General features: G+C 49.9%; 19 protein-coding genes and 1 tRNA gene. 11 read left to right on the plus strand and 9 right to left on the minus strand.

All coding sequences use genetic code 11. The features are described from left to right. The first annotated feature begins 165 nt into the window (after positions 1-165). From rapZ to mgtE, 3 genes are read left to right on the plus strand one after another with little or no spacing between them, the layout of a single operon-like run. Positions 166-1023 carry an RNase adapter RapZ gene (rapZ, locus tag V5J35_RS07995; RefSeq protein WP_354010744.1) on the plus strand — a complete coding sequence of 286 codons (858 nt, stop codon included), beginning with the start codon at positions 166-168 and terminating at the stop codon, positions 1021-1023. After that, the gene (locus tag V5J35_RS08000; protein ID WP_354010745.1) at positions 1023-1292 is read left to right on the plus strand and encodes an HPr family phosphocarrier protein; all 270 of its coding nucleotides are present in this window, start codon (positions 1023-1025) and stop codon (positions 1290-1292) included. Before rapZ ends, V5J35_RS08000 begins: the two co-directional genes overlap by 1 nt. A gap of 11 nt (positions 1293-1303) precedes the next feature. Then, complete coding sequence (gene mgtE / locus V5J35_RS08005) at positions 1304-2662, plus strand: magnesium transporter (protein ID WP_354010746.1); 1359 nt, start codon at positions 1304-1306, stop codon at positions 2660-2662. On the opposite strand, the gene pmbA is transcribed toward mgtE, so the two are convergent. After that, positions 2663-4018, minus strand: a complete 1356-nt coding sequence (gene pmbA / locus V5J35_RS08010) for a metalloprotease PmbA (RefSeq protein ID WP_354010747.1) — start codon at positions 4016-4018, stop codon at positions 2663-2665. A gap of 249 nt (positions 4019-4267) precedes the next feature. Here pmbA and yjgA point away from each other — a divergent pair, with 249 nt between their 5' ends. Further along, positions 4268-4792, plus strand: a complete 525-nt coding sequence (gene yjgA, locus V5J35_RS08015; protein WP_354010748.1) for a ribosome biogenesis factor YjgA — start codon at positions 4268-4270, stop codon at positions 4790-4792. Positions 4793-4795: 3 nt separating this feature from the next. Here the strand turns inward: yjgA and V5J35_RS08020 are convergent, their stop codons facing one another. Next, entirely contained in the window at positions 4796-5515 is a 720-nt protein-coding gene (locus V5J35_RS08020; RefSeq protein ID WP_354010749.1) for a glycerophosphoryl diester phosphodiesterase, read from the minus strand. Positions 5516-5560: 45 nt separating this feature from the next. Further along, the gene (locus V5J35_RS08025; protein WP_354010750.1) at positions 5561-6379 is read right to left on the minus strand and encodes a class I SAM-dependent methyltransferase; all 819 of its coding nucleotides are present in this window, start codon (positions 6377-6379) and stop codon (positions 5561-5563) included. A gap of 131 nt (positions 6380-6510) precedes the next feature. Here V5J35_RS08025 and V5J35_RS08030 point away from each other — a divergent pair, with 131 nt between their 5' ends. Then, a complete protein-coding gene (locus tag V5J35_RS08030) occupies positions 6511-8091 on the plus strand; it encodes an FGGY-family carbohydrate kinase (protein ID WP_354010751.1) in 1581 nt (526 codons plus the stop codon). Between the two features lie 60 nt (positions 8092-8151). On the opposite strand, the gene V5J35_RS08035 is transcribed toward V5J35_RS08030, so the two are convergent. Further along, positions 8152-8227 (minus strand) — tRNA-His (locus tag V5J35_RS08035). Between the two features lie 758 nt (positions 8228-8985). Here V5J35_RS08035 and V5J35_RS08040 point away from each other — a divergent pair. Continuing rightward, positions 8986-9327 (plus strand): hypothetical protein, encoded by a 342-nt coding sequence (locus V5J35_RS08040; RefSeq protein WP_354010752.1) that lies wholly within the window; start codon positions 8986-8988, stop codon positions 9325-9327. Positions 9328-9677: 350 nt separating this feature from the next. Further along, positions 9678-10016: a hypothetical protein gene (locus tag V5J35_RS08045; protein ID WP_354010753.1), complete on the plus strand. Its 339-nt coding sequence runs from the start codon at positions 9678-9680 to the stop codon at positions 10014-10016. Positions 10017-10087: 71 nt separating this feature from the next. Here V5J35_RS08045 and V5J35_RS08050 read toward each other — a convergent pair whose 3' ends face one another. Beyond that, positions 10088-10474, minus strand: coding sequence for an SET domain-containing protein (locus V5J35_RS08050; RefSeq protein ID WP_354010754.1), 387 nt, complete (start codon positions 10472-10474; stop codon positions 10088-10090). Positions 10475-10621: 147 nt separating this feature from the next. On the opposite strand from V5J35_RS08050, the gene V5J35_RS08055 reads away from it, so the two are divergent. Continuing rightward, the gene (locus tag V5J35_RS08055) at positions 10622-11194 is read left to right on the plus strand and encodes a PhnA domain-containing protein (RefSeq protein ID WP_354010755.1); all 573 of its coding nucleotides are present in this window, start codon (positions 10622-10624) and stop codon (positions 11192-11194) included. Positions 11195-11251: 57 nt separating this feature from the next. Here the strand turns inward: V5J35_RS08055 and V5J35_RS08060 are convergent, their stop codons facing one another. Further along, entirely contained in the window at positions 11252-12346 is a 1095-nt protein-coding gene (locus V5J35_RS08060; RefSeq protein ID WP_354010756.1) for a M20 family metallopeptidase, read from the minus strand. 441 nt (positions 12347-12787) lie between these two features. Between V5J35_RS08060 and V5J35_RS08065 the strand changes: the two genes are divergently transcribed. The 3 genes from V5J35_RS08065 (at position 12788) to V5J35_RS08075 (ending at position 18074) form a co-directional block, all read left to right on the plus strand. Beyond that, positions 12788-13768 carry an ATP-grasp domain-containing protein gene (locus tag V5J35_RS08065; protein ID WP_354010757.1) on the plus strand — a complete coding sequence of 327 codons (981 nt, stop codon included), beginning with the start codon at positions 12788-12790 and terminating at the stop codon, positions 13766-13768. After that, the gene (locus tag V5J35_RS08070; RefSeq protein ID WP_354010758.1) at positions 13755-15293 is read left to right on the plus strand and encodes an ATP-grasp domain-containing protein; all 1539 of its coding nucleotides are present in this window, start codon (positions 13755-13757) and stop codon (positions 15291-15293) included. Before V5J35_RS08065 ends, V5J35_RS08070 begins: the two co-directional genes overlap by 14 nt. A gap of 87 nt (positions 15294-15380) precedes the next feature. After that, positions 15381-18074 carry a M14 family metallopeptidase gene (locus V5J35_RS08075; protein WP_354010759.1) on the plus strand — a complete coding sequence of 898 codons (2694 nt, stop codon included), beginning with the start codon at positions 15381-15383 and terminating at the stop codon, positions 18072-18074. Positions 18075-18096: 22 nt separating this feature from the next. Here V5J35_RS08075 and V5J35_RS08080 read toward each other — a convergent pair whose 3' ends face one another. From V5J35_RS08080 to V5J35_RS08090, 3 genes are all read right to left on the minus strand, one after another. Then, a complete protein-coding gene (locus V5J35_RS08080; RefSeq protein WP_354010760.1) occupies positions 18097-18723 on the minus strand; it encodes a glutathione S-transferase family protein in 627 nt (208 codons plus the stop codon). A 140-nt stretch (positions 18724-18863) separates the two neighbouring features. Beyond that, positions 18864-20678, minus strand: coding sequence for a DEAD/DEAH box helicase (locus V5J35_RS08085; RefSeq protein WP_354010761.1), 1815 nt, complete (start codon positions 20676-20678; stop codon positions 18864-18866). A 516-nt stretch (positions 20679-21194) separates the two neighbouring features. Further along, positions 21195-21770 (minus strand): lysophospholipid acyltransferase family protein, encoded by a 576-nt coding sequence (locus V5J35_RS08090; protein ID WP_354010762.1) that lies wholly within the window; start codon positions 21768-21770, stop codon positions 21195-21197. Positions 21771-21917: the final 147 nt, after the last annotated feature.

Raw genomic sequence — 21917 nt, forward strand, 5'->3', positions numbered from 1 at the left:
TATTTTCCGAATCTATACTATCTGATCTCACTCTGCATGAAAAGGCTGCCGGTATTACCTATCCTTGAAATAAAGAAACAGGTTTTAATCTCGTTGAGTTCCTCTATTATTCAACCATTAAAACCTGTTATCCGTTAATAAAAAGCTCCGCAAAAAGGGAACCCCATGAAACTCGTTATCATCAGCGGCCGTTCAGGTTCAGGAAAAAGTGCAGCACTCCATGCCCTTGAGGATCAGGGGTACTATTGTGTCGACAACCTGCCAGCCACCATGCTCAGCCAGCTACCGGAACAGCTTAGCGAAGGAGCCAACGAGCCACCCAGAATGGCAGTCAGCATCGATGTTCGTAATGTTCCCGGAGCCCTGGAGCATTTTCCAAGACTGTTGAAAAAACTCAGACACCAGGGAATCGACTGCCAGGTGCTGTTTCTGGACGCTGACAGCAGTTGCCTGATGAAGCGTTACAGCTCAACCCGCCGCAAGCATCCTCTGACGAATGACAAGGTATCACTGATCGAAGCCATAGACCTGGAAACCAGCCTGCTGGGACCCGTGGCGGCACAGGCTGATATTCGCATCGACACATCGCCACTGTCCGTGCATGAAATTCATGAACAGGTTCGCCACAAGGTCATTGGTGATGGCACCAAAAGCATGACCCTGATGATTCAGTCCTTTGGTTTTAAACACGGTATGCCGGTGGATGCTGACTATGTATTTGATGTTCGCTGCCTGCCTAACCCATACTGGGATGAATCCATCCGGCAATACACCGGACGGGACAAGCCGGTTCAGGACTTCCTTGCCGCAGAACCCATGGTGACGGAGATGTTTGAAGACCTGAAGCAATTCGTGGAAAAATGGTTACCAAGGTTTGAATCCGGCCAGCGCAGCTACATGACTATTGCCATAGGCTGCACCGGCGGACAACACCGCTCAGTCTATATTAGTGAACAGCTGGGAGCCTGGTTCAGCGAACGGTTTGACCGGGTTCAGGTTCGACACAGGGAGCTATCCAAATAATGATCCAGACGCAAGCGACCATCATCAACAAACTTGGATTGCACGCTCGTGCAGCATCCAAGTTTGTCTCGACCACTTCCAACTTTATCAGTCAGGTTAAAGTCGGTCTGAACGGTCGTGAAGTGGATGGAAAAAGCATTATGGCGATCATGATGCTGGCTGCAGGTCAGGGAACCATCCTTGACCTGACGTTTGACGGTGAAGACGAGCAGGAAGCAGCTGACGCACTGTGCAATCTGATCAACGATTATTTTGAAGAAGGTGAGTAAAGGCGTGCAATATGGTCCAGCAACTGCAACTGAGTATCGGAGACAAGGAGCTTAAAGAGCTCAACGAGGCACTGGAACACGGCGTCTCACCGGAACTCAGGCGCATGCTCAACAGCCTTCCGGCGGCTGATGCAGCACACCTGCTGGAATCCTCCCCTCCCAAACTCCGCAGCCTGCTCTGGCGCTTAATCGACCAGGAGCAGGAAGGTGATGTACTGCAGGAACTCAGCGACGAAGTCCGGCAGTTCTTTCTGGACCGGATGAACATTGCCGAGCTTAAGGCCATCACTGACGGTCAGGATGTAGACGACATTGCAGACCTGCTGCAACAACTGCCCGGCACCATCACCCGCAGGGTGCTCGACTCCATGGACAGCCAGGACCGACAGCGGATTGAAGTGGTTCTGTCCTACCCGGAAGATACCGCTGGCGGGCTGATGAACACCGACATGATCACTATTCGCCCCAGCAATACGGTCGATGTGGTGCTGCGCTATCTGCGCCGACACGAGAAAATCCCTGAAATGACCGACAGCCTGCTGGTGGTAAACCGCCGGGATGAATACATAGGCTCTTTGCCTCTCGGTATATTGCTGACGACAGACCCTTCTGCCACCGTCTACGAAGTCATGCAAACCGACGTTACTCCCATACCCGCAGATACCGAAGACACACAAGTCGCCCAGATATTCGAACGACAGGACCTTGTTTCCGCCCCGGTCATCAGCGACAAAGGCAAGCTGCTGGGTCGTATTACCATTGATGATGTGGTTGACGTTATTCGGGAAGAGGCTGAACACTCCATGATGAGCATGGCGGGTCTGGATGATGACGAGGACACCTTTGCTCCCGTCTTTAAAACAGCAAGGCGTCGCGCTGTCTGGCTGGGCATTAACTTAATTACGGCCTTTATCGCTGCCTCGGTCATTGGCATGTTCCAGACCACCATCGACAAAGTGGTCGCACTGGCAGTACTCATGCCGATTGTCGCCGGAATGGGTGGTAACGCCGGAGGTCAGGCTCTTACCCTGGTGATTCGCGGGATGGCGCTTGGACAGATCAGCAGCACCAACCTGCGCTGGCTGCTGAGTCGCGAGCTGGCAGTAGGCTTTATGAACGGTCTGCTCTGGGCCAGCCTGGTTGCCCTGATCGCTTACCTCTGGTTTAACGACCCTATTATTTCCCTGGTGATTGGCTGTGCCATGGTGATCAATTTGAGCGCTGCGGTAATCGTGGGTGCCAGCCTGCCGGTAATTCTGAAGTCTATGAATATAGATCCGTCTCTGGCGGGAACCATTATTCTGACCACCATTTCCGACGTGCTGGGCTTTTTCTCATTTCTTGGGCTGGCGACGCTTTTTTATGCCTGATTACTCTCCGGCCACCATCATGCCTTCAACCAGTACAGAGCCGACCTGAACATTACTACGGGTATCATAATCATTGCCCGCAGCCACAATGTTCATAAACATATCTTTCAGGTTGCCCGCTATGGTGATCTCAGAAACCGGGTATTGAATAATGCCATTTTCTACCCAGAAACCGGCTGCTCCACGAGAATAGTCTCCTGTTACCGTGTTAACCCCCTGCCCCATCAATTCCGTTACCAGCAGGCCCGTTCCCATTTGCTGTAACAGCTCGTTCTGGTCACCGGCATTACTGTCGAGAAACAGATTGTTCACTCCGCCTGCATTGGCAGTACTGGTCATTCCAAGCTTGCGTGCAGAATAGGTTCCCAGCAGATAGTTCGCCAATACACCATCGGTAATAAAATCCTTGGCCCGGGTTGCAAGACCGTCATTGTCAAAGCTGGCGGACCCCAGCGCCTTCTGCAAATGAGGTTGTTCATGAATGCGAACCCAGTCAGGGAAAACCGGCTTATTCAGATGATCCAGCAAAAACGATGCCTGTCGGTAGAGACTGCCACCACTGATCGCTGAGAGAAAGTGAGAAACCAGACCTGACGCCACCTCAGCGGCAAACACTACCGGTACCTGCCCCGTCGGGACTTTCTGACTGCCCAGCCGGTCAACGGTTCGCTGTGCCGCTTTTTTACCAACGCTGACAGCTGAATCCATATCTACTGCATCACGGGCAACGGTGTACCAGTAGTCCCGCTGCATATCGTCGCCCTGCTGACCAATCAGCACGCAACTCAGGCTGTGACGGGTAGAAACATAACTGCCAATAAAGCCGTGACTGTTCCCATAAACACGACACCCTTGGTGTGTTGAGACATTGGCACCGTCAGAATTGGCAATTTTTCCATCAAACTGACGACCCGCATCCTCACACTTAAGGGCCAGCTCAATGGCATCGCTGGCTTCAATTCCCCAGGGATGATAAAGATCAAGGTCAGGCAGGTCCTTAGCCATCAGGTCGGCCTCCGCCAGCCCTGCATCCGGATCTTCAGAAGCATACCCGGCAATATCATAAGCCGCTTTCACGGTTTCCCGAACAGCGTCGGGCGAACTGTCAGACGTGCTGGCAGAGCCTTTCTTTTTGCCACGATAGACCGTTATCCCAAACCCCTGGTCACGATTGAACTCAACGGTTTCCACGTCGCCCATTCTGACACCGACCGACAACCCTGCATCCAGGCTTACACCAACCTCGCAGGCGTCCGCTCCCTGACGGCGGGCTTCATCCAGAATATCGCTCACCAGCGTTTTCAAACGACCTTCTTCTGCTTTTGGGTCCAAATCTGCTTTGGTTGTTGCGCCCATGAAACACCTGCATTCCGGTTTTGTAAAAATGTCCTCCTAAATCCTACCTGTTAAAGCTGACTTTGTGAAAAAAACACGTCGCCTTATCGGCGAATAGAGTAAAATGCGTTATTCCCCGTCGAACAGCTATCAGCGAAAAACGATTGCTTCTGTCATCATCAGACGTCTGACCGATGACGGCAAGTGTGTTTTCATCGCTAAAGTGATCGCTACATTAATAGCGACAATGACAGTTAAAGTGAATGTGTAATGTCTGAACAGAAATTTGACGAATTTGGCGACCCTATTGAGGAGATCATTTACGTCAGCCGTGCCGAGCTCAAGCGTGATATGCAGGAGCTGAAGGATATGGGTGAGCGGTTGATGGAAATGAAACCATCACTGCTGGATAAACTGCCTCTGGGCGAGCGCCTGCGAGCCGCCCTTGATGAGAGCAAGCGCATCAAAAGCAACAATGCCCGAAAGCGCCACCTGGGCTTTATCGGCAAACTGATGCAGGACGAAGACCTTGAACCCATCAGGGAGCTGCTCAGTCGCCTTGATGCCACCAGTGAAGAGTTCAACCGTCGCTTCCACCAGCTGGAACGCTGGCGCGATCGTCTGATCAGTGGTGATAACAAGGTTCTGACTGAGTATCTTGAACAGTATCCGGAAGCAGACCACCAGCACATTCGTCAGCTGGTTCGCAATGCGAAGAAAGAAGCTGACCAAAACAAACCGCCTGCCGCAGCTCGCAAGCTGTTCAAATACTTGCGCGAAGTAGACGAGTTATAAACGTCATTTCAAATCCTGCGGACAGTCTGAAAAAACACCGTCCACCTGCCAGCTCTTTAGCCTGCTAAGGAGCTGTGTGTCGTTTACGGTATAACAGTAAAGCTGGTACCCACCCGCTTTCACGGCTTTAGCGCCAGCTTCTGTCAGCTTTTCAGCATTCACATGAATGCTCACAGCTCCCACCATCTGTGCCTTATGGCACCAGTTTCGGGGCAAGGTTTCAAACAGGCAGCCAATTTGGTGTTCACAGCGCCCCCTGAACAATACCAGTGCCTTATGATTAAAACTGGAAACCAGCAACTTCTCCACTGGAAAGTCTGCCTGCTCCAAAGCAGTGATCACCTGGTCAACCAGCCGGTGCAAGTCACAACGGTTAGGCTTTAACTCCAGATTCAACCCCAGCCCCAGAGCTTTAATCAGGCTCAGGGCTTCATCCAGTTCGGGAACCTTCTCCCCACGCCACTGCTCAGAGTGCCAGCTGCCTGCATCCAGTGATTTAAGCGATATCAGGGTCTGCTTCTTCAGATGACCACGACCATTAGTCGTACGGTTAAGACGGGGATCATGGAACATCACTGCCGCCCCGTCACCCAGCAACGTCACATCCAGTTCGACCCATTCCAGTCCCAGCTCTGCCGCTGTGCGAATGCCTGCCAGCGTATTCTCAGGCGCCAGACTCGCCACCCCCCGATGACCAATCATTTCACTCATCAACAGGTTCATGCGTATTTCCTATTTCCCTGTGTAAAAACCTTAACAGCGTCAACATTAACAGGGTTTTCTTCCAGCGCAATGAACAAATCTTGGCAAGGACACAATACTGTCCGACTCGTTACAGAACTGCCTTAACTCACTCAACAGCTGCCGGAACGCTTCTTTTTCCAGCAACCCTTCTTCCAGCAGCCCTTTTCCCAGAGCCTCCAAGGTCAGAGGAACAAACAGCTTGCCTTCACCTTCCAGGTAAACCAGGTTTTCCACTTCAACATGAATACGCAGAAGCTTCAGTTTCCGCAACATGGAAGGCAGCCACCGGCCACAATCCGAATGGCCACCACGAATATCTATAATTCGCGCCAACAGTCCGGCACTTTTTTGATAAGCCGCATTGTCAGGCCAGCAATACTGACCTTCGCAATCAATGGTCTGTGCAACAAACAACCCTCCCGGTTTCAGATACCGGGTTAATTTGCGAATCGACGCTTCCGGGTCAGAAAGGTGTTCCAGAACATGGCGGCAATAAATCAGGTCGAACTGCTGGTCAAAAACCAGGTCATTGATCTCAAGATCAAGCACACGAAAATTCACGTCCCGGGAGTCAGAGAACTTTTTTCGTGCCAGCTCTATTGACTCTTCATCCATATCAAAGCCTGTCACAAAACCACCCTTCCCCAGCAAACCCTGTAAATGACGGGTAATAGCCCCTGCGCCACAGCCTGCCTCAAGACAACTCATACCTTCTCTGACGCCCTGGGTCACAAGGAAATTCTGGCTTGAAGGCCAGCTGAGGCGGGTCAATATCTCAAGCCGGGAAGCTCCCAGAACGCCATGAACAAATGCATAGTGCAAACCTCCCGGTGACTCCGTCATTTTGTTACCGCCATTGTTGTATTAAAAGCTGTTATTCAAGGACTTATACAAAACAGATACAGAGTAGATCATTCAGGGGCATTTTTTTGTCTATGCTGAAAATCAACCTAATCTGGTAACAGGTAGCCCCGATGGATGACATACTGCTCAGTATTGATGTGGGAAGTGGCAGTTTGCGTTGCGCCCTGGCAAACACTGAAGGAAAAATTCTGGCACAGCAGAAACACGCTATTCGCTGCTGGAGACCTGCTGGCAGAATGGGCTTTTCATCGGATGATATCTGGAGCAGTCTGGTCGACACCATAAAGAACCTGATTTCTCTTTCCAGCTACGAACCAGGCTGTATACGGGGCATAGGACTCGATACCACAGCTTCCATGCTGTTTCTTACGGCCGACATGAAACCCATTGCCATGCCAGACAACCCGGAGTGCGATGTTTATGGTTGGATGGACCACAGGGCGCTGCCACAGTCAGAGCAGTTTTCAGCCATCATGCGCCGCACCGGCGGCAACCAGAGAATGATTCCCGAAACCAATATTGCCCGGGCGCTCTGGCTGAAACAGGCTCATCCTGAACTCTGGAAGCAATGCTACTGCATCATTGACCTGAGTGACTATCTGGTCTGGAAACTGACCGACGAATTAACCTTTACCAACGGCTCACTCTCCCGACGTTTTGACGAACCCTTACTGGAAGCAGTGGACTTTATCGACGTTAAAGAACGCTTTCATGGCATTCACCTGCCCATTGGAGCTGCGGTTGGCGAAGGGTTGGGTAAAACCGTCGCAAAATCTTTAAAAATTCCTGTTGGTACTCCTGTTGCCAGTGCCATCATCGACGGATACGGCGGCACACTGGCCACGATTCTGTCCCGGAGTGAAAACGAACCCGCCAACCCTCCTGACACTGCTCTTAAACGACTGAGCATGATTGTAGGAACTTCCACCATTTATATCGCAACCAGTAGACAGCCTGAAACTATTTACGGGGCATGGGGACCTGTCCCATCGGTATTACCTGACCTTTACCACAATACTGTCGGACAAAGTGCCGCAGGTATTCTGCTGGATTACATTCTTGCCAACCACCCCGCACACGAACTCGCCAGCAACCGGGCAAGACAAAAGGGACTCAGCATCACAGACTACCTGAATGTCCAGCTTGAAAAGATGGCGGGAGAACAACCCATCGCCAGCCTGAACCAAAACATTCACATGCTGCCCTACTTTGCCGGCAACCGAACCCCCAGGATGAACATGACCCTGACAGGAATGCTCAGTGGGTTAAAGCTGGATAACAGTGAAGACAATCTGGCATTACACTATCTTTGTACCATTCAGGCTCTGGCACTGGGCGCCCGACACAACATCGAAACCCTGATCTCAGCAGGTTATGAGTTTGACCTTCTGACTCCGGCAGGTGGGCTGGCGAAAAATCCGCTATTTCTGGCAGAGCACTGCAATGCAACCGGGTTGCCCGCTGCCATTCCAGAGCAGCCCGATGCGATGCTGTTATCCGGAGCAATGACGGCAGGGCTGGCTGCGAAACTGTTCTCTGACTGGACTCATGCCATCCAGTCGGTCAGCCGTTACGAAAAGATCATTAATCCCGACCCGGAGCTGGCGGACTATTACGAAAGAAAATACTGTGTTTTTCTGGAGATGTACGAAGACCAGATGAAATACAGAAAGATAATGAAGAAGGACTGAACACTGAGAAATTTATGAACGAAAAAACCCGTTACCAGAACGGTAACGGGTTTTTAAATTTGGGGTGGACAATGGGGCTCGAACCCACGACCGCTGGAATCACAATCCAGAGCTCTACCAACTGAGCTATGCCCACCACTATTTGTCTTTCAGGCGCTTACTCTCTGAGTAAACTCGTTGCTGACAAGCACCTTTCGAAGAAGCCTCTGTTAAAAACAGTTGCTGACCGCCTCAACCAGACGTCGCTTAGTATAAGGATTACGTTTTACGATGCAAGTATTTTTTTCATCTTTAAAAACAGTACCTTGGCATTGATTCTGAGTGTCAGGGACAAAAGAGGGGAGTCAGGGTTCCGCTACAATTCTACCGTTTTGAGCTACCATCTATAAAGCTGAAAACCAGCACAGTGCATCCAGGATGGTTCAGGTGTGCCTCCCTTAAAATGAGCCTGCCATCATTCATCTTTTTGAAAAACGACAAAAGCCATATAAAGAACAAAGAAGCGCGTCAGAAAAACATAGTTGTGATCATTTGCAATAAATTAATAAGACTATTAAAGAGCAGGAGTTAAGCGCTTGCCGCATTACCTTAATCATTCTATTTGTATGTATAAAGCTCGATCCGACTCATAGAAACGTTAAACAACTTAGCTAACGATTATTCTACAAAACACGCTCTCTATGTAATAAAACCCAACAAAATCTTTATTTAACTTTAAAAAACACCTGAATTGATAAAGAATTATTTTAATAAAAAACTGATTAAAAAATTCTTTGATCTGAAACAGTTTTGAAACCAGTGTTGTTTATCTTTTCAGCTTGAAAAAAAATTATTGGCAATGTTAAAGTCTTGTCCGACTTGCTTCCTAACTTCTGATTATAAACTGAGGACAGTATGAAAAAATTAGTTTCTGGTGTTGCTGCAACTCTGGCTGTTTCTTTTGCAATGAACGCTGCTGCTGTTGACCGTATCGGTTTTCAGGCTCGTGAGCGCCTGGAAGGTGAAACTGCAGAACTGACTGAAAGCCTGGGCCTGAACGCTGAGCAGTCTGCTAAAATCCTGGACCTGAAACTGAACCTGTTTGCCAGCAACCGCGATGCTCGTAACGAACTCGGCGCAGGCACTTCTGAATTCGCCGAAGCGCGCAATGCAAACCGCAATGCTTTCCGTGACGAGCTGAAAGACTCTCTGACCAAAGACCAGTACAATCAGATGCGTGCTCTGAACAACTCTTAATTTGAGTTATTTTGACCTGATTGCTTTTATAGTAATAAGGTCAAGCTACCATGGCTTGATTCAACAGAAATCAAACCATGGTAGAAAATGATTATTCCTTTCCTGCAAAATAACCAATCCATTTTATTTCGCAAAAAACAGCCTTCCCGTGTAACAAAACCCAACAAACCTTTAGCCAACCCAAAGAAATTAAAGGATCAGCAAAAAAAATATTTTAATGAAAACTCCTTTGATCTAAAGCAATTTTAAAATCAGTGTTATTTATCTTTTCAACTTGAAAAAAAATTATTGGTAATGTTAAAGTTTTGTCCAACTTGCTTCTGAACTTATGATTATAAACTGAGGACAGTATGAAAAAATTAGTTACTGGTGTTGCTGCTACTCTGGCTGTTTCTTTTGCAATGAACGCCGCTGCTGTTGACCGTATCGGCTTTCAGGCTCGTGAGCGTCTGGAGCGTGAAACTGCAGAGATGACTGAAAACCTGAGCCTGTCCACAGAACAGTCTGAAAAGATGCTGGAAATCAAATCCGTACTGTTTGCCAGCAACCGCGATGCCCGCGATGAATTTGGCGCTGGCTCCGCTGAATTTAATGAAGCCCGCAAAACAAACATGCGTGCGTTCCAGCAAGAACTGCAAGACACTCTGACTGAAGATCAGCTGAAAAAGCATCGCGCCAGCCGTTCTTAATTTCTCTTTAGAGAAAACTCCGATATCCGGGGCATCCACTGGATATCGGAACGACTTCCAGCTTTTTCCAGTCATTCTATCCATTTAATTTCATCAGCATTCCACAGCGGCGACTTGTCTTCAGGCGCACCGTTGTAATTAATGGTAATTTCTTCATTGGCAGGAATATTCCGAAGTGCCACAAACTCCAGAACCTGATCGTCCAGATCAATACGATACAAGGCATTAGGCGTATAGGAATGATTATAAATAGAGCCAAGACCCAGGGCTATCGCGCCATCCTTCTGGTCTTCCCCCCAGCAAAAGTAATAGTTAAACAAAACAGTATTATCGAGCAGGGAAGTTTCTTCCTCTGGTATCACCAGCACTTCACAGCGTTCAATCACCTGGTTCCGCTGAATTTTCTTCGATGAATAAACACCCCGACCCTTTGTGTCCCTGGTTGCTACGTACAACATTATGCCTTCCCTTTATAGTTATACTGCATCAGTTCAATGTTCATCAGCAGCCCCAACCTGTCTGTTGCTAAACAAATGTCAGGGTATTTATAATCCGCCCACTTCTAATCCTGCCACTTTTTTGTGACATTCCCAAGGTTCTGTACCATGAGCATTGAAAGCACCCTGCTGCAACGTTGCGACTCCAAATGTGAGCTGTGCGCAGCCAGTCAGCATCTGGATATTTTTGAAGTACCACCTGTAAGTGAATCTTCAGCGGATCGCTCGGTTATGATCTGTGAAATCTGCCGTAACCAGATCAATCAGCCCGAAACCCTGGACGCCAACCACTGGCGCTGCCTGCACGACAGCATCTGGAGTCCTTACCCGGCTGTTCAGGTCATGGCATGGCGCATGCTGAACCAGCTGTCGTCTGAAACCTGGGCTCAGGACCTGCTGGATCAGATGTATATGGACGAAGAAACCCTGGAATGGGCAAAAGCTGGCATGCCTGAAGAAGACGACGATACGCCTCCAACTCTGGACTGCAATGGTACCCGTCTTGAGGCAGGTGACACCGTTACCCTGATTAAAGACCTGGTGGTTAAAGGCGCTGGCTTTACAGCCAAGCGTGGTACCGCTGTTCGCAATATTTCCCTGACCTCCAACCCTGAGCATATTGAAGGTCGCGTTAACGGTACCCGCGTTGTTCTGCTTAGCTGCTACATGAAAAAATCCTGACCACAACGCATCAGGATAAGACTTTTTACCCGCCGCCCGGGGCGGGTAAAAACACAGTTAAGTGTCGCTCATTACAATCCCTGACAAAATAGACGTCACTTCTTGTATACGCTGTTCAAAGCTCGCCTTGCTGGCACGCTCATGAATCGTATGGTCGCCATCGCCAAATGGTCCAAAGCCATCCAGCGTCGGAACTCCGGCTGAAGAAGCAACATTGGCATCACTGACTCCCCCACGCTTTTCAACCGGTAGCGAATAACCCAATATCTGCCCGATTTCTTCAAGCAACTGCTGTTGCCGGGGTGAACTTTCCATCACATCTCTCTGCAATCCGCCGGACATACTGATCGATACACCGTCAACCGCAGGCTCATCCAACAACTGATCAATCGCTGCCAGTACCCGATCTCTCTCACTTCCCCGGGTAAAGCGAAACTCAATCACCAGCCTGGCATGAGGGGAAACCGTATTGGCACCTATGCCTCCGGACATTTTTCCCACATTAACCGTGGTTCCCAGCTCAAGGTTTGTCAGATTCGTTAAATCAATCAACATGCGGGCAGCGGCTAAGTTGGCATCACTGCCTTCCGTGTAATGGTTTCCGGCATGCGCTGCCTTCCCGGTAAAGTCAAGATAAATAGTAGCAACGCCTTTCCGGGCAATAACTACTTCGCTGTTTGCGCCAGCCGCTTCAAAAACAAGGCAGGCATCGTATTCTTTTACCAGCCCGGCAGTCAGGTGCTTGCTGTCGTCGCTGCCTGTCTCTTCGTCACTGACCAGCAACATATCAATATTATGCAAGCCGCCATACCGTTGATGCAGCTGACGTAATGCATTCAAAGCTACCCAGTTACCGCCTTTCATATCGCAGACACCGGGACCGTAAATCCAGTGTTCATCTTCTTTAAACTGCTCGAAGCTGCCTGCTGGAAAAACCGTATCAAGATGCCCCAGCAACAGCACCTTTCGTCCGTCACGCTCTGGTGCCACAAAGTGCAGATGATCACCAATATCTGTCCGCTGGTAGCGTTCCGTACGATACCCCAAAGCTTCCATCCATTGAGAAAACACCCGACCGTTCTCATCAACTCCGGGTTTATTTTTGGTATAGGAATTCAACGCAACAATTGAAGCTAATTCTTTGAAGTCCACTTTTATTACAACCGTATGATTTTCTTAAATCCGTTTGCACACAAACAGCCATAAGCAGAAATAGTACTCTTAAACCTGACCAGAGAGACAGCCCTCAAATGTAAATATCTGTTAATTTGTTAAATTGAAAAATATTACTTAAAAGGTTAACTTTCGCCCTGAAAAGCGCTATATTCCTGAACCATCAGGTACAGCCAAACGACGCATACAGCCTATCACGCAAGGGCTGTGGACGCTCTACAGCTGTTCTTATGGGAGGAAGTGATAGCCTGATTGCCTTATAGCCCGATTAACATCTGTACGACTCATCAACTAAAAAGCAGCGATTTGATGACAACTTTTGTTAGCGGTTTCGCCCTGCATTTTATGCGACTGGCAACCAGCTATTACCTGATCTGAGAAAACTGAATCACAAATTACTCAGCACCGCAGGACACAATTATGTCTAAGCATACCGTTGGACTCTGGCTTTACCAGAATGGCGGGGGGGACGTCATCCAACGAAAATTGATAGACCGTTTAAGGGAGCGGGATATCGGCGTTATTTCCGGACTAAATCTGGCTCAGGCAATGGCTCACCAGGGTTCCATTATTTGTAATGGTGTATTGATGGAAGACCTGGACCTGTTTTATACCTATAACGCAGGTCAGCAAACCCAGTACCAGATGTATCTTTATGAAATGTTGGATCGCTGCATACCCATCATCAATAACTACAAGGCATTTGCCCTGACAGAGGACAAATTTAAAACGTCCCATCTGCTGCGTCGTCATGGCATCAATACGCCGGATTACTGCCTGTGTCGGCACAATAATCTGGAAGCCCTGCGTGCTACCATGGCGGACTGGGGTGGTCGCGCCGTCTACAAACCCACCGATGGCTGGGGCGGTACTGGAATAGTAAGGCTGGAAAACGAGAGTTCACTGGACATGCTCCAGCCGTTTATCAACCAGATTGATGTGCAGCATTTCTTTGTAGAGCGCTTTATAAAAAACGACCATACCGATTACCGCATCGATATTGTCGATGGTGATTTTGTAGGCTGCTATGGTCGTAAAGCGCCAAAAGACGACTGGAAAACCAATATCACCAGTGGCGGCAGCATCATCAGGCGCGAACCCAACGATGAAGTAGTCAAACTGGCTTTAAAAGCAGCGAACGTCACTGGTCTGGAAATTGCCGGAGTCGATCTGATTTACGACCAGGAACATGAAGAATACGTTGTGCTGGAAGTTAACGGTATCCCTGCCTTCGCTACTCCGGATCAGGAAGAGTTCGGTCTGGACTTCAATGATCTCAAGATTGAAAAAATCACCGATCTGATCGAAAGAAAAGTGACCGTTAACAAATTGCTGGACCCCAAGTTGCAGCATGACAATACAGGTATTGAGGCTGAGGAGCAGGAACATGTCATCGGTTAAAGGAAAACTGCCCACTATCGGATTACTGTACCTGGATCATGTACTGCGCTTCTTCGACCGGTCCAACTTTAAAGGCTGGCCGGATAAAATTGAAACAGTCGTTTACCACTGGGGCAATGATCAACAGCGCTTTATTAACGAAGTAAAGCGCAAGAAAATTGATGTGCTTATCGGGAATATTCCTGCGACAGCCTACGAAACCTTCAGGGAAGTGGCCCGGGCTTTACCAGACGTGCGGTTCCTGCCGGATCTGGACACCCAGTTTGCCAACAAGTCCAAGGAAAACGTCACGCACTTCTGTGAGAAATATGACCTCGCCGCTCCGGATACGCGCGTATTCTATGAGCAGGATGAAGCCAGAACGTTCCTGAGCCAGACCAGTTTCCCGAAAATCATCAAACGTTCCTACGGCCCGTCGAACTACGGTGGCTACTACGTTCACAAGGTAGACAGTGAAGCCGAAGCCCTGGAGCTGCTGGCTGAGAAACGCTATTACCCGGTCTACCTGCAGGACTTTATCCCCATGAAGGCGGACATCCGGGTGATGCTGATTGGTCACAAACCGGTGTGTGCCTTCTGGCGTCGACCACCTGAAGGCGAATGGCTGACCAACACCTCCCAGGGCGGCAGCATGGACTACATGAATGTGCCAGCGGAAGCGCTTGAGCTGGCAGTTCGCGCCTCCAAGGCAGCCAATGCTGAATACTGGGCCTGCGATATTGCCGTCAGTTTCGATGACGAATACCGCATACTGGAATGCGCGACCGCCTTTGCCGCCTTCCCTTATATTCGTGACTGGATCGGTCAGTACCTGATGTGGAAGCTGTCATCCGGGACAATGCCCCAACCCAATATTCCCCTGTACAACTGGGAAGAACTGGGCAAAATCTCATCTTCTGTTCTGCGTACCATGCGTTACATCAACTTTGGTCGTAAGGCTGACCAGCAGGCGATGACAGATACCGGTGAAACTTATTACGAAATGGACGACGATAACTACCCAATTATCGACACCCATGACCGCTATAAAGAAGAGTGGCCCAGCGAGCAGTGGAACCGGCAGGATAACTACGCCTCTTCCCACGCGGTCTCTTCGCGCACGGTTTCTTCCTGCCAGCCCATCACGGCTGCCACTGAAGCCCTGTTCGAAGAGCAGCAGGCTGATACAGGCATTGAAGACGTACCTGTTCCAACGATCATCAGCATTGAAGTGCATGAAGCTGCACCAGTACCAGCCGCAACAGAAACAGCACCAGCACCAAAGCCAGCGCTGAAAACAACTGTGATGACTGCCGGAACCAGATCACCGTTTGACCTTTCCGAGCGAAAGCTGATTGAAGTGCTGAGTTCTGCCCGGGGTGTCAGCGAAGGACTGGCGCTGAAAATAGTCACCAGCCTGGGGAGAGAGGGTGTTATCCATGCACTGAAAAACGAACCGGATCAACTGACGGCAGTGAAAAATGTCAAAGCACGAAAGCTTGCCCACATCCTGAAGTCTTGGGAAAATCATCTTCAGAATTATTAACGTCATTTGTCGTTTTGGTTCAGGATAATAAAACAGGGGCATTTACCCAAATGCCCCTGATCCCAAGAATAACAAGCCTGTGGCCCTATGAAACAACAATATATTTCGTACCGTGAAACCATCGAGTTTCTCAATAAAGCCATGGGGGAACACCCCGACCTTATCCGCCTGCAAAGCATTGGAGAAACCTGGGAAGGTCGCCCAATCATGCTTGTGACCATTTCTAATGATGTCGCCTACGCCAATGAAAAGCCGGCTTTGCTCTACACGGGCACTATCCACGCCAGAGAGTGGATAGGCATTGAACTGGCGACACAGTTTGTCCAGTATGTCATCGATCACTACAAAACCAACCCAAAGCTGTTTAACGCACTGACCCGCAACACACTTTACATGGTTCCCTGCCTGAACCCTGACGGGTTTGAATATTCACGCCGCCACTTCTCTTTCTGGCGGAAAAACCGCAGGGACAATGGCGATGGCACCTTTGGTGTAGACCTGAACCGTAACTTTTCCGTTCGTTTCCGTAAAAGTCAGGACACAAGCTCCAACATCTACGGCGGTCCGGAACCGTTCTCAGAACCGGAAACCCGGGCAATAAAAGAGTTTGTCGACAAACACCCCAACATTACCATCTCCCTGGATTACCATTCTCAGGGCAATGTCTTTTTTCCGGCACACAAGTTCAACCACGAAGAAGAGATAGAAGGCACCGACCTGAATCAGCTTTGTGCCAATATGGCCAGTGAAATCAGCAAGGTGACCGGCCGTCAGTATGGTATTCACAGGGGCAAACCACCGCTCAACCTGATACACGGCAGCGGACGTGAGTATTATTACAACAGGGGCATACTTGCCACCGTCGTAGAAGTAGGCACCCGGAACATTCCTGATTACCTGATCAATATGAAACAGAGCGTGGATGAAAACATACCTGCGGTTCTGTACGCCCTGGAGTCTGCCATCAATTACTCGCCAAAGGCTCCGGCAAGAGTCTCTGGTTTTCTCGCAGAACAGGTTGGTATGAACGAGGTCTGTCTGAAATGGGAACATGAGAGCCAGTCCGACTGTTTTTTTGAAATTTACCGAACCCCTTCCCCCAAGCATCCCTGCACCAATGCTAATCGTGTTGCCATTACCCGCGCTCATTTCCACCGGGATATTCAACTGAACAGCGGCCAGCGTTATTTTTACACCGTCAGGGCTGTTGACCGGGCCAGTGGCATCAAGTCACCTTTTACGCCTGCCCTGAAGCTGAAAACCCTGTTGGCTGGTGATGAATTTTCACACACTCTGTTCCCGGCCCGGTCTGATGTCGGTTATGTTGGTGAAAAAACCCCTTCACTGAACAGCAAACATTTTGGCTATAACTCCCTGTTCGTTGGCGTGAACCATAATAAAGGCCACTGCCTGGGTGTTATTGCTTACAATCTGGAAAATCTGCCTGCCGATACCCATATTAAAACCGCCCGTTTCTCGCTTTATCCAATGAACCGGGTCAACGCAAAGATCGAAAAATACGGCGAGTGGTCAGTATCTATTCTTGATGCCAGCGAAATCAGCGATCTCACCAGCTATGAACAAATTGCCGGTGCAACGGTCATTCAGACTCTGGGGGATGCGATTCCCTCCGATCAGCTGACACAGGGAATATGGACTGAATGGAATTTCACCGGCACTGAACGTCGCATCCTGCAACAGCAGATTGCGTCCGGCCGGATTCTTCTGCGGATTGAAGGCCCGGATACACTGCCAAGGGGACATGATTCCCAGATGATGCAGTTTGATATAGGTTACGGTCGCTTTGGCGCAGGTATCCACTATCGCCCCAACCTTGAAATTATCTATACCCGAACCAGTCAGCAGCTTAACCTTGAGCCTGAAAATCTGCACACGATTGCCCGCAAGGAAGTCGTAGAAGGAAAGCTGAAGTCGGGCTTTGACAGCCGTGGTGATAAAGTTTACGGACACCTCAGTTTCAACCTCGATCAATTGCCTGACCCGGAAAAAACCGTTGTCACTGAAGCCTATGTAGAGCTGAAAGCAAAAAACCGGCTCAAAACCCGTAAAGATATCCGCTTCACCATTGAGATGGCTGAGCTGGAAGAGCTGGCTTATGACGATGTTCTGAACCGACAGCAGATCGAGTACATAGGGTACGAAGTCAGCAATACTGACCTGAAAGCAAACGCTGCCCACTGCTTTATGTTTGACAGCTACTGTCGTCAGATTCTGGAACAGCTGCACAGCCGTAACATGCCGGTCTACCTGATTGTACGACCAACCACTCCCAGCCAGGAGCGCAATGCCATTATTGACTGGCATGGAAAAGGCGAAAACTGGCAGGCAAAGCTGGTCATCAAATATATTGAGCGGCGCAAAAAGCCACTTCCACCACCAACCGCGTTGACGGCCTCGTTAGACAGCGACTCAGGCCGCGTCCGGCTCACCTGGAAAAAACCGGATGATCCGGACTTTGTTGGCTGCTATGTGGTCAGAAACCGTTTCCATCCACCCCGCTCTCCGCTGGATGGAGTAAAACTGTATGGCGGCAGGGACGAGTACACACTGGACGACTTTGGCAACCCTAACATCGCCAAATATTACGCAGTGTTCAGTTATGACAGTGTTCCCAACTACTCTGCTCCAGCCACAGTATTGTTCAGCCTTAACGAAGTGATACCGGTTCTTGAGGATGAGGATTATGAAACTCAGGAGGATGAGGAGGAACGACTGAGTCGTGGTGAAGAAAACGAAGAAACCTCACTGGTAAAAGCCTGATAAAGGGAGCACCGCTCCCTCTTTATTTTGCTGTCGCCGCTTCTGCCGCTCTCTGGCAGGCCGGTCTCTGGTAAAGCCGCTCCCGGTATTCCTGATACGGCTCAGGCACCTCAAACTCAAACCGCAAAGCCCAGTTAATGGTTTGCGCCAGCAGAATATCAGCGCAGGTAAAGTGGTTACCAACGACATATTCCTGACCGTCCATATACTGATCCAACGCCTTCAGGGAACGTTTGAACTCCCACTGTGCCGTTTCGAGAACCGCTTCTACCCGGTAATCTTTCGGCAATACAAAACGGTGTTTACCTGTCGTCCATAATGGCTGCTCAAGGTCTGACAAGACAAAAAAACAAAATTCGTCGTATTTTGCCCGCATCGCATTGTCGACCAACGGCATAAGCTGCTTTTCAGGTGCCAGGGCGGCGATATAGTTAACGATAGCGGCGCTTTCGGTTAATACCAGATCATCGTGAACCAGCGTTGGAATTTTTCCCTGGGAGTTCAAAGCCAGATAGGAAGGGTGACGGCTGCCACCTTCATCAGGCTGACCAATTTTGACATGGTGATATTCAAAATCGAGCCCGGCTTCCTCAAGCGCCCAAAGCGCACGGAATGAACGTGCCTGACCAGAGCCGTACAAACTAATCATAGGTATTGTCTCGTTGTTATTAGAGGGTTAGGGATTAGTGTCAGACTATTCTGCGCTTTTGCTACTCAGTTGGAAAGTGCTATAAAAAAGCGGACGCCCAATCACTCAGGCGTCCGCTTTTTATGCATTAAACGTCAAGCTTATGAATGATCTTCACGATGACGTGGCTTGCGAGGGGCATTGCTATGTGAAGAGCCGCGGGAAGCATTGCTGCGACGGTCACGGTCACGACGGAATTCACCATCGCGGCGGCGACGGCGAGGACGTTCTTCACGGACACTGCCGTCGTCTACCCACACGCTCATTTCCAATGGCTTGTTGCGTACCTTCACCTGCTTCAGGGAAGCCAGTGTCGAGTCGTCCATGCCTTCTGGCAGATAGATAGAGGAGCAGCGTTCGAACAGACGGATATGACCAATGTTCTTACCGGGAATCTTGCTTTCGTTAGCAATTGCACCGACCAGATCGCCCGGGTTGATACCCTGCTCACGACCCACTTCAACGCGGTAACGAACCATGCCTTCGTTGTCTTCACGACGATCACGACGTGGGCGGTCGCCACGATCACCGCGCTCTCCACGACGGTCATCTCGCTCACGGCGCTGACGCTGTTGACGCTCAGGCTCTTTGCCGTCCGGGAACGGACGTTCTTTCTGCGCCATAAAGCACAGAGCCGCTGCCAGATCTTCCGGGCTCATATCGCCTTCAGTCATCAGCTCATTGACGATGTTACGGAAGTCGGCCAGTTTCTCGTCGCCCAGTTCCAGAGACTTGGTAACGTCTTCCTTGAACTGACGGATACGCATGTCACGTACGTCACGCATGGAAGGCAGACGCATATCATCAATACGCTGGCGAGTTGCGCTCTCAATCGCACGCAGCATACGGCGCTCACGATGAGTTGCAAACAGAATCGCAGTACCCTGACGGCCCGCACGACCAGTACGGCCAATACGGTGTACGTAAGCTTCGGTATCGTAAGGAATATCGTAGTTCACAACATGAGACATACGCTCAACGTCCAGACCACGAGCCGCTACGTCAGTCGCAATCAGAATATCCAGAGAGCTTTTCTTCAGACGGTCGATCACTTTCTCACGCAGCGCCTGAGACATATCGCCGTTCAGGGCAGCGGCAGAGAAACCACGGGCTTCCAGCTTTTCAGCCAGTTCAACAGTGGCGGTCTTGGTGCGTACGAAGATGATCATGGCGTCGAATGGCTCGACTTCCAGGATACGGGTCAGGGCGTCCAGCTTGTGATAGCCACTCACCATGCACACTTTCTGGGTGATGGTGTCTACGGTAGCGGTCTTGGACTTGATCTCAACAGTCACCGGGTCGGTCAGGTGAGTATCAGCAATTTTACGGATCTGACGCGGCATGGTCGCAGAGAACAGGGCCACCTGACGCTCGTCTGGTGTCTGTTCCATGATCCATTCGATATCGTCAACAAAGCCCATGCGCAGCATTTCGTCGGCTTCATCCAGTACCACCGCTTTCAGGTCGTCCAGTTTCATAGAACCGCGACGCAGGTGATCCATGACACGTCCCGGAGTACCTACGATAACCTGAGCGCCGCGCTGCAGGCCGCGCAGCTGACCACGCATATCCTGACCACCGTAAACCGGCAGTACGTGAAAACCGGGCATGTGACGGGCATAGCGCTGGAAGGCTTCGGCAACCTGGATCGCCAGTTCACGGGTAGGCGCCAGCACCAGAATCTGCGGGTGACGTTTTTTAGTGTCTACACGAGACAGCAGCGGCAGAGCAAACGCAGCGGTTTTACCGGTACCGGTCTGTGCCAGGCCCAGCAAATCCTTACCTTCCAGCAGATGAGGAATACTTTGCGCCTGGATAGGAGAAGGGGTTTCGTAACCGACATCCTGTACAGCTTTGATCACTGCAGGGGCAAGAGGCATTTCCGCAAAGGAAGGAACGGTTTCAGTATCGGACATCGAGTGCTCCGTAATTAAGGCTTATATAAGAACCAGCATGCGCAACAGGGGATCGGACTAACTGCCGGACAGGCCCTTACAAACGGACAGACTTCCGGTCTTACGCTTGAATCCTGCTAATAAACGCTGGTAGTCCGCTTTAGCTAAAGCGGGTCATGTGAGTGTCCATGACTTCGTTGAAGATCCTGAGAAAGGAGTTCGTGCTGATCGGCGCGGCTTATAAAACACTGGCCACCAAAGGCTACGGAGTACCCGGACGTCTCGTCTGGTGCCTGCCTCCGGACATAGCTGGCACAAATAGCCAAGTGCAAACGGGGCAAACACAGCGGGGATTTCATTGACTCATGTCAATTCCTATCCCTCGAAAGGGCGAGCATTCTACATGCTTTTTCGGAATATTTGTACTGTTTTCCGCCGTGAGTGTGCAGGGGTTTATGTGTATAGAGGCTTGTGGGTGCGAAATATCCGGAAGGTCGGGTCTTCACCTGTCGGGAAAACAGGAGAAGATTCACGCGATCAGAACTGGGACGGATTTTTACCTGAAATGCCACGATAAAATGCCTGAATTTCAGCCAGGTCTTTCTCATAGTCACCGGTAGGCTTAAACAGTGGACCAAAACCTGCTACTTTTCTTTTGTAGTCAAGAAATGCCATGGCAACCGGCACATTGGCACCGTTGGCAACATGATAGAAGCCACTTTTCCACTTCGTCACCTTGCCACGGGTTCCTTCAGGAGACAGGGCAATAAACAGATCATCATTCTGGTTAAACTGGTCGATGGTTTGTTGTACCAGCCCTGTATGTTTGCTGCGCTCGACCGGAATACCTCCCAGAAAGCGCATGATGGGACCAAGAGGCCCTTTGAACAACGAATTTTTCCCCATCCAGAATACTTTCAGCCGGAAAGAAAAGGCCATCAGCATCATGAACACGAAGTCCCAGTTACTGGTGTGGGGGGCGGCGATCACAACACACTTGCCAACATCGGGCAACTGGCCTTCTTTCTTCCAGCCTCTCAGTTTAAGGATGGCATTGGACAGCAGGCGCAGTGTGGTGTTGATCACCGGAGTATCAAATATGGTACGACGCATGAATACACATTCAGGAAGTAAGTTATCTGGCTGGATTATACCGATGCATTACCAAACCTCTATATAGGGTTTGTATCTAACTGCAAAACAGGCTGTTGAGGTGGGCTTCAGGATTATTTCCAGATCAGTTTACGTATGCCTGTAACA

This window comes from Endozoicomonas sp. NE40, assembly GCF_040549045.1.
GTDB classification, from domain to species: Bacteria; Pseudomonadota; Gammaproteobacteria; order Pseudomonadales; family Endozoicomonadaceae; genus Endozoicomonas_A; species Endozoicomonas_A lisbonensis.

Excerpts from the sequence above, each read along its gene's own strand:
- rapZ (WP_354010744.1), top strand. The coding sequence starts at position 166 with ATGAAACTCGTTATCATCAGCGGCCGTTCAGGTTCAGGAAAAAGTGCA.
- V5J35_RS08000 (WP_354010745.1), top strand. The coding sequence starts at position 1,023 with ATGATCCAGACGCAAGCGACCATCATCAACAAACTTGGATTGCACGCT.
- mgtE (WP_354010746.1), top strand. The coding sequence starts at position 1,304 with ATGGTCCAGCAACTGCAACTGAGTATCGGAGACAAGGAGCTTAAAGAG.
- pmbA (WP_354010747.1), bottom strand. The coding sequence starts at position 4,018 with ATGGGCGCAACAACCAAAGCAGATTTGGACCCAAAAGCAGAAGAAGGT.
- yjgA (WP_354010748.1), top strand. The coding sequence starts at position 4,268 with ATGTCTGAACAGAAATTTGACGAATTTGGCGACCCTATTGAGGAGATC.
- V5J35_RS08020 (WP_354010749.1), bottom strand. The coding sequence starts at position 5,515 with ATGAACCTGTTGATGAGTGAAATGATTGGTCATCGGGGGGTGGCGAGT.
- V5J35_RS08025 (WP_354010750.1), bottom strand. The coding sequence starts at position 6,379 with ATGACGGAGTCACCGGGAGGTTTGCACTATGCATTTGTTCATGGCGTT.
- V5J35_RS08030 (WP_354010751.1), top strand. The coding sequence starts at position 6,511 with ATGGATGACATACTGCTCAGTATTGATGTGGGAAGTGGCAGTTTGCGT.
- V5J35_RS08040 (WP_354010752.1), top strand. The coding sequence starts at position 8,986 with ATGAAAAAATTAGTTTCTGGTGTTGCTGCAACTCTGGCTGTTTCTTTT.
- V5J35_RS08045 (WP_354010753.1), top strand. The coding sequence starts at position 9,678 with ATGAAAAAATTAGTTACTGGTGTTGCTGCTACTCTGGCTGTTTCTTTT.
- V5J35_RS08050 (WP_354010754.1), bottom strand. The coding sequence starts at position 10,474 with ATGTTGTACGTAGCAACCAGGGACACAAAGGGTCGGGGTGTTTATTCA.
- V5J35_RS08055 (WP_354010755.1), top strand. The coding sequence starts at position 10,622 with ATGAGCATTGAAAGCACCCTGCTGCAACGTTGCGACTCCAAATGTGAG.
- V5J35_RS08065 (WP_354010757.1), top strand. The coding sequence starts at position 12,788 with ATGTCTAAGCATACCGTTGGACTCTGGCTTTACCAGAATGGCGGGGGG.
- V5J35_RS08070 (WP_354010758.1), top strand. The coding sequence starts at position 13,755 with ATGTCATCGGTTAAAGGAAAACTGCCCACTATCGGATTACTGTACCTG.
- V5J35_RS08075 (WP_354010759.1), top strand. The coding sequence starts at position 15,381 with ATGAAACAACAATATATTTCGTACCGTGAAACCATCGAGTTTCTCAAT.
- V5J35_RS08080 (WP_354010760.1), bottom strand. The coding sequence starts at position 18,723 with ATGATTAGTTTGTACGGCTCTGGTCAGGCACGTTCATTCCGTGCGCTT.
- V5J35_RS08085 (WP_354010761.1), bottom strand. The coding sequence starts at position 20,678 with ATGTCCGATACTGAAACCGTTCCTTCCTTTGCGGAAATGCCTCTTGCC.
- V5J35_RS08090 (WP_354010762.1), bottom strand. The coding sequence starts at position 21,770 with ATGCGTCGTACCATATTTGATACTCCGGTGATCAACACCACACTGCGC.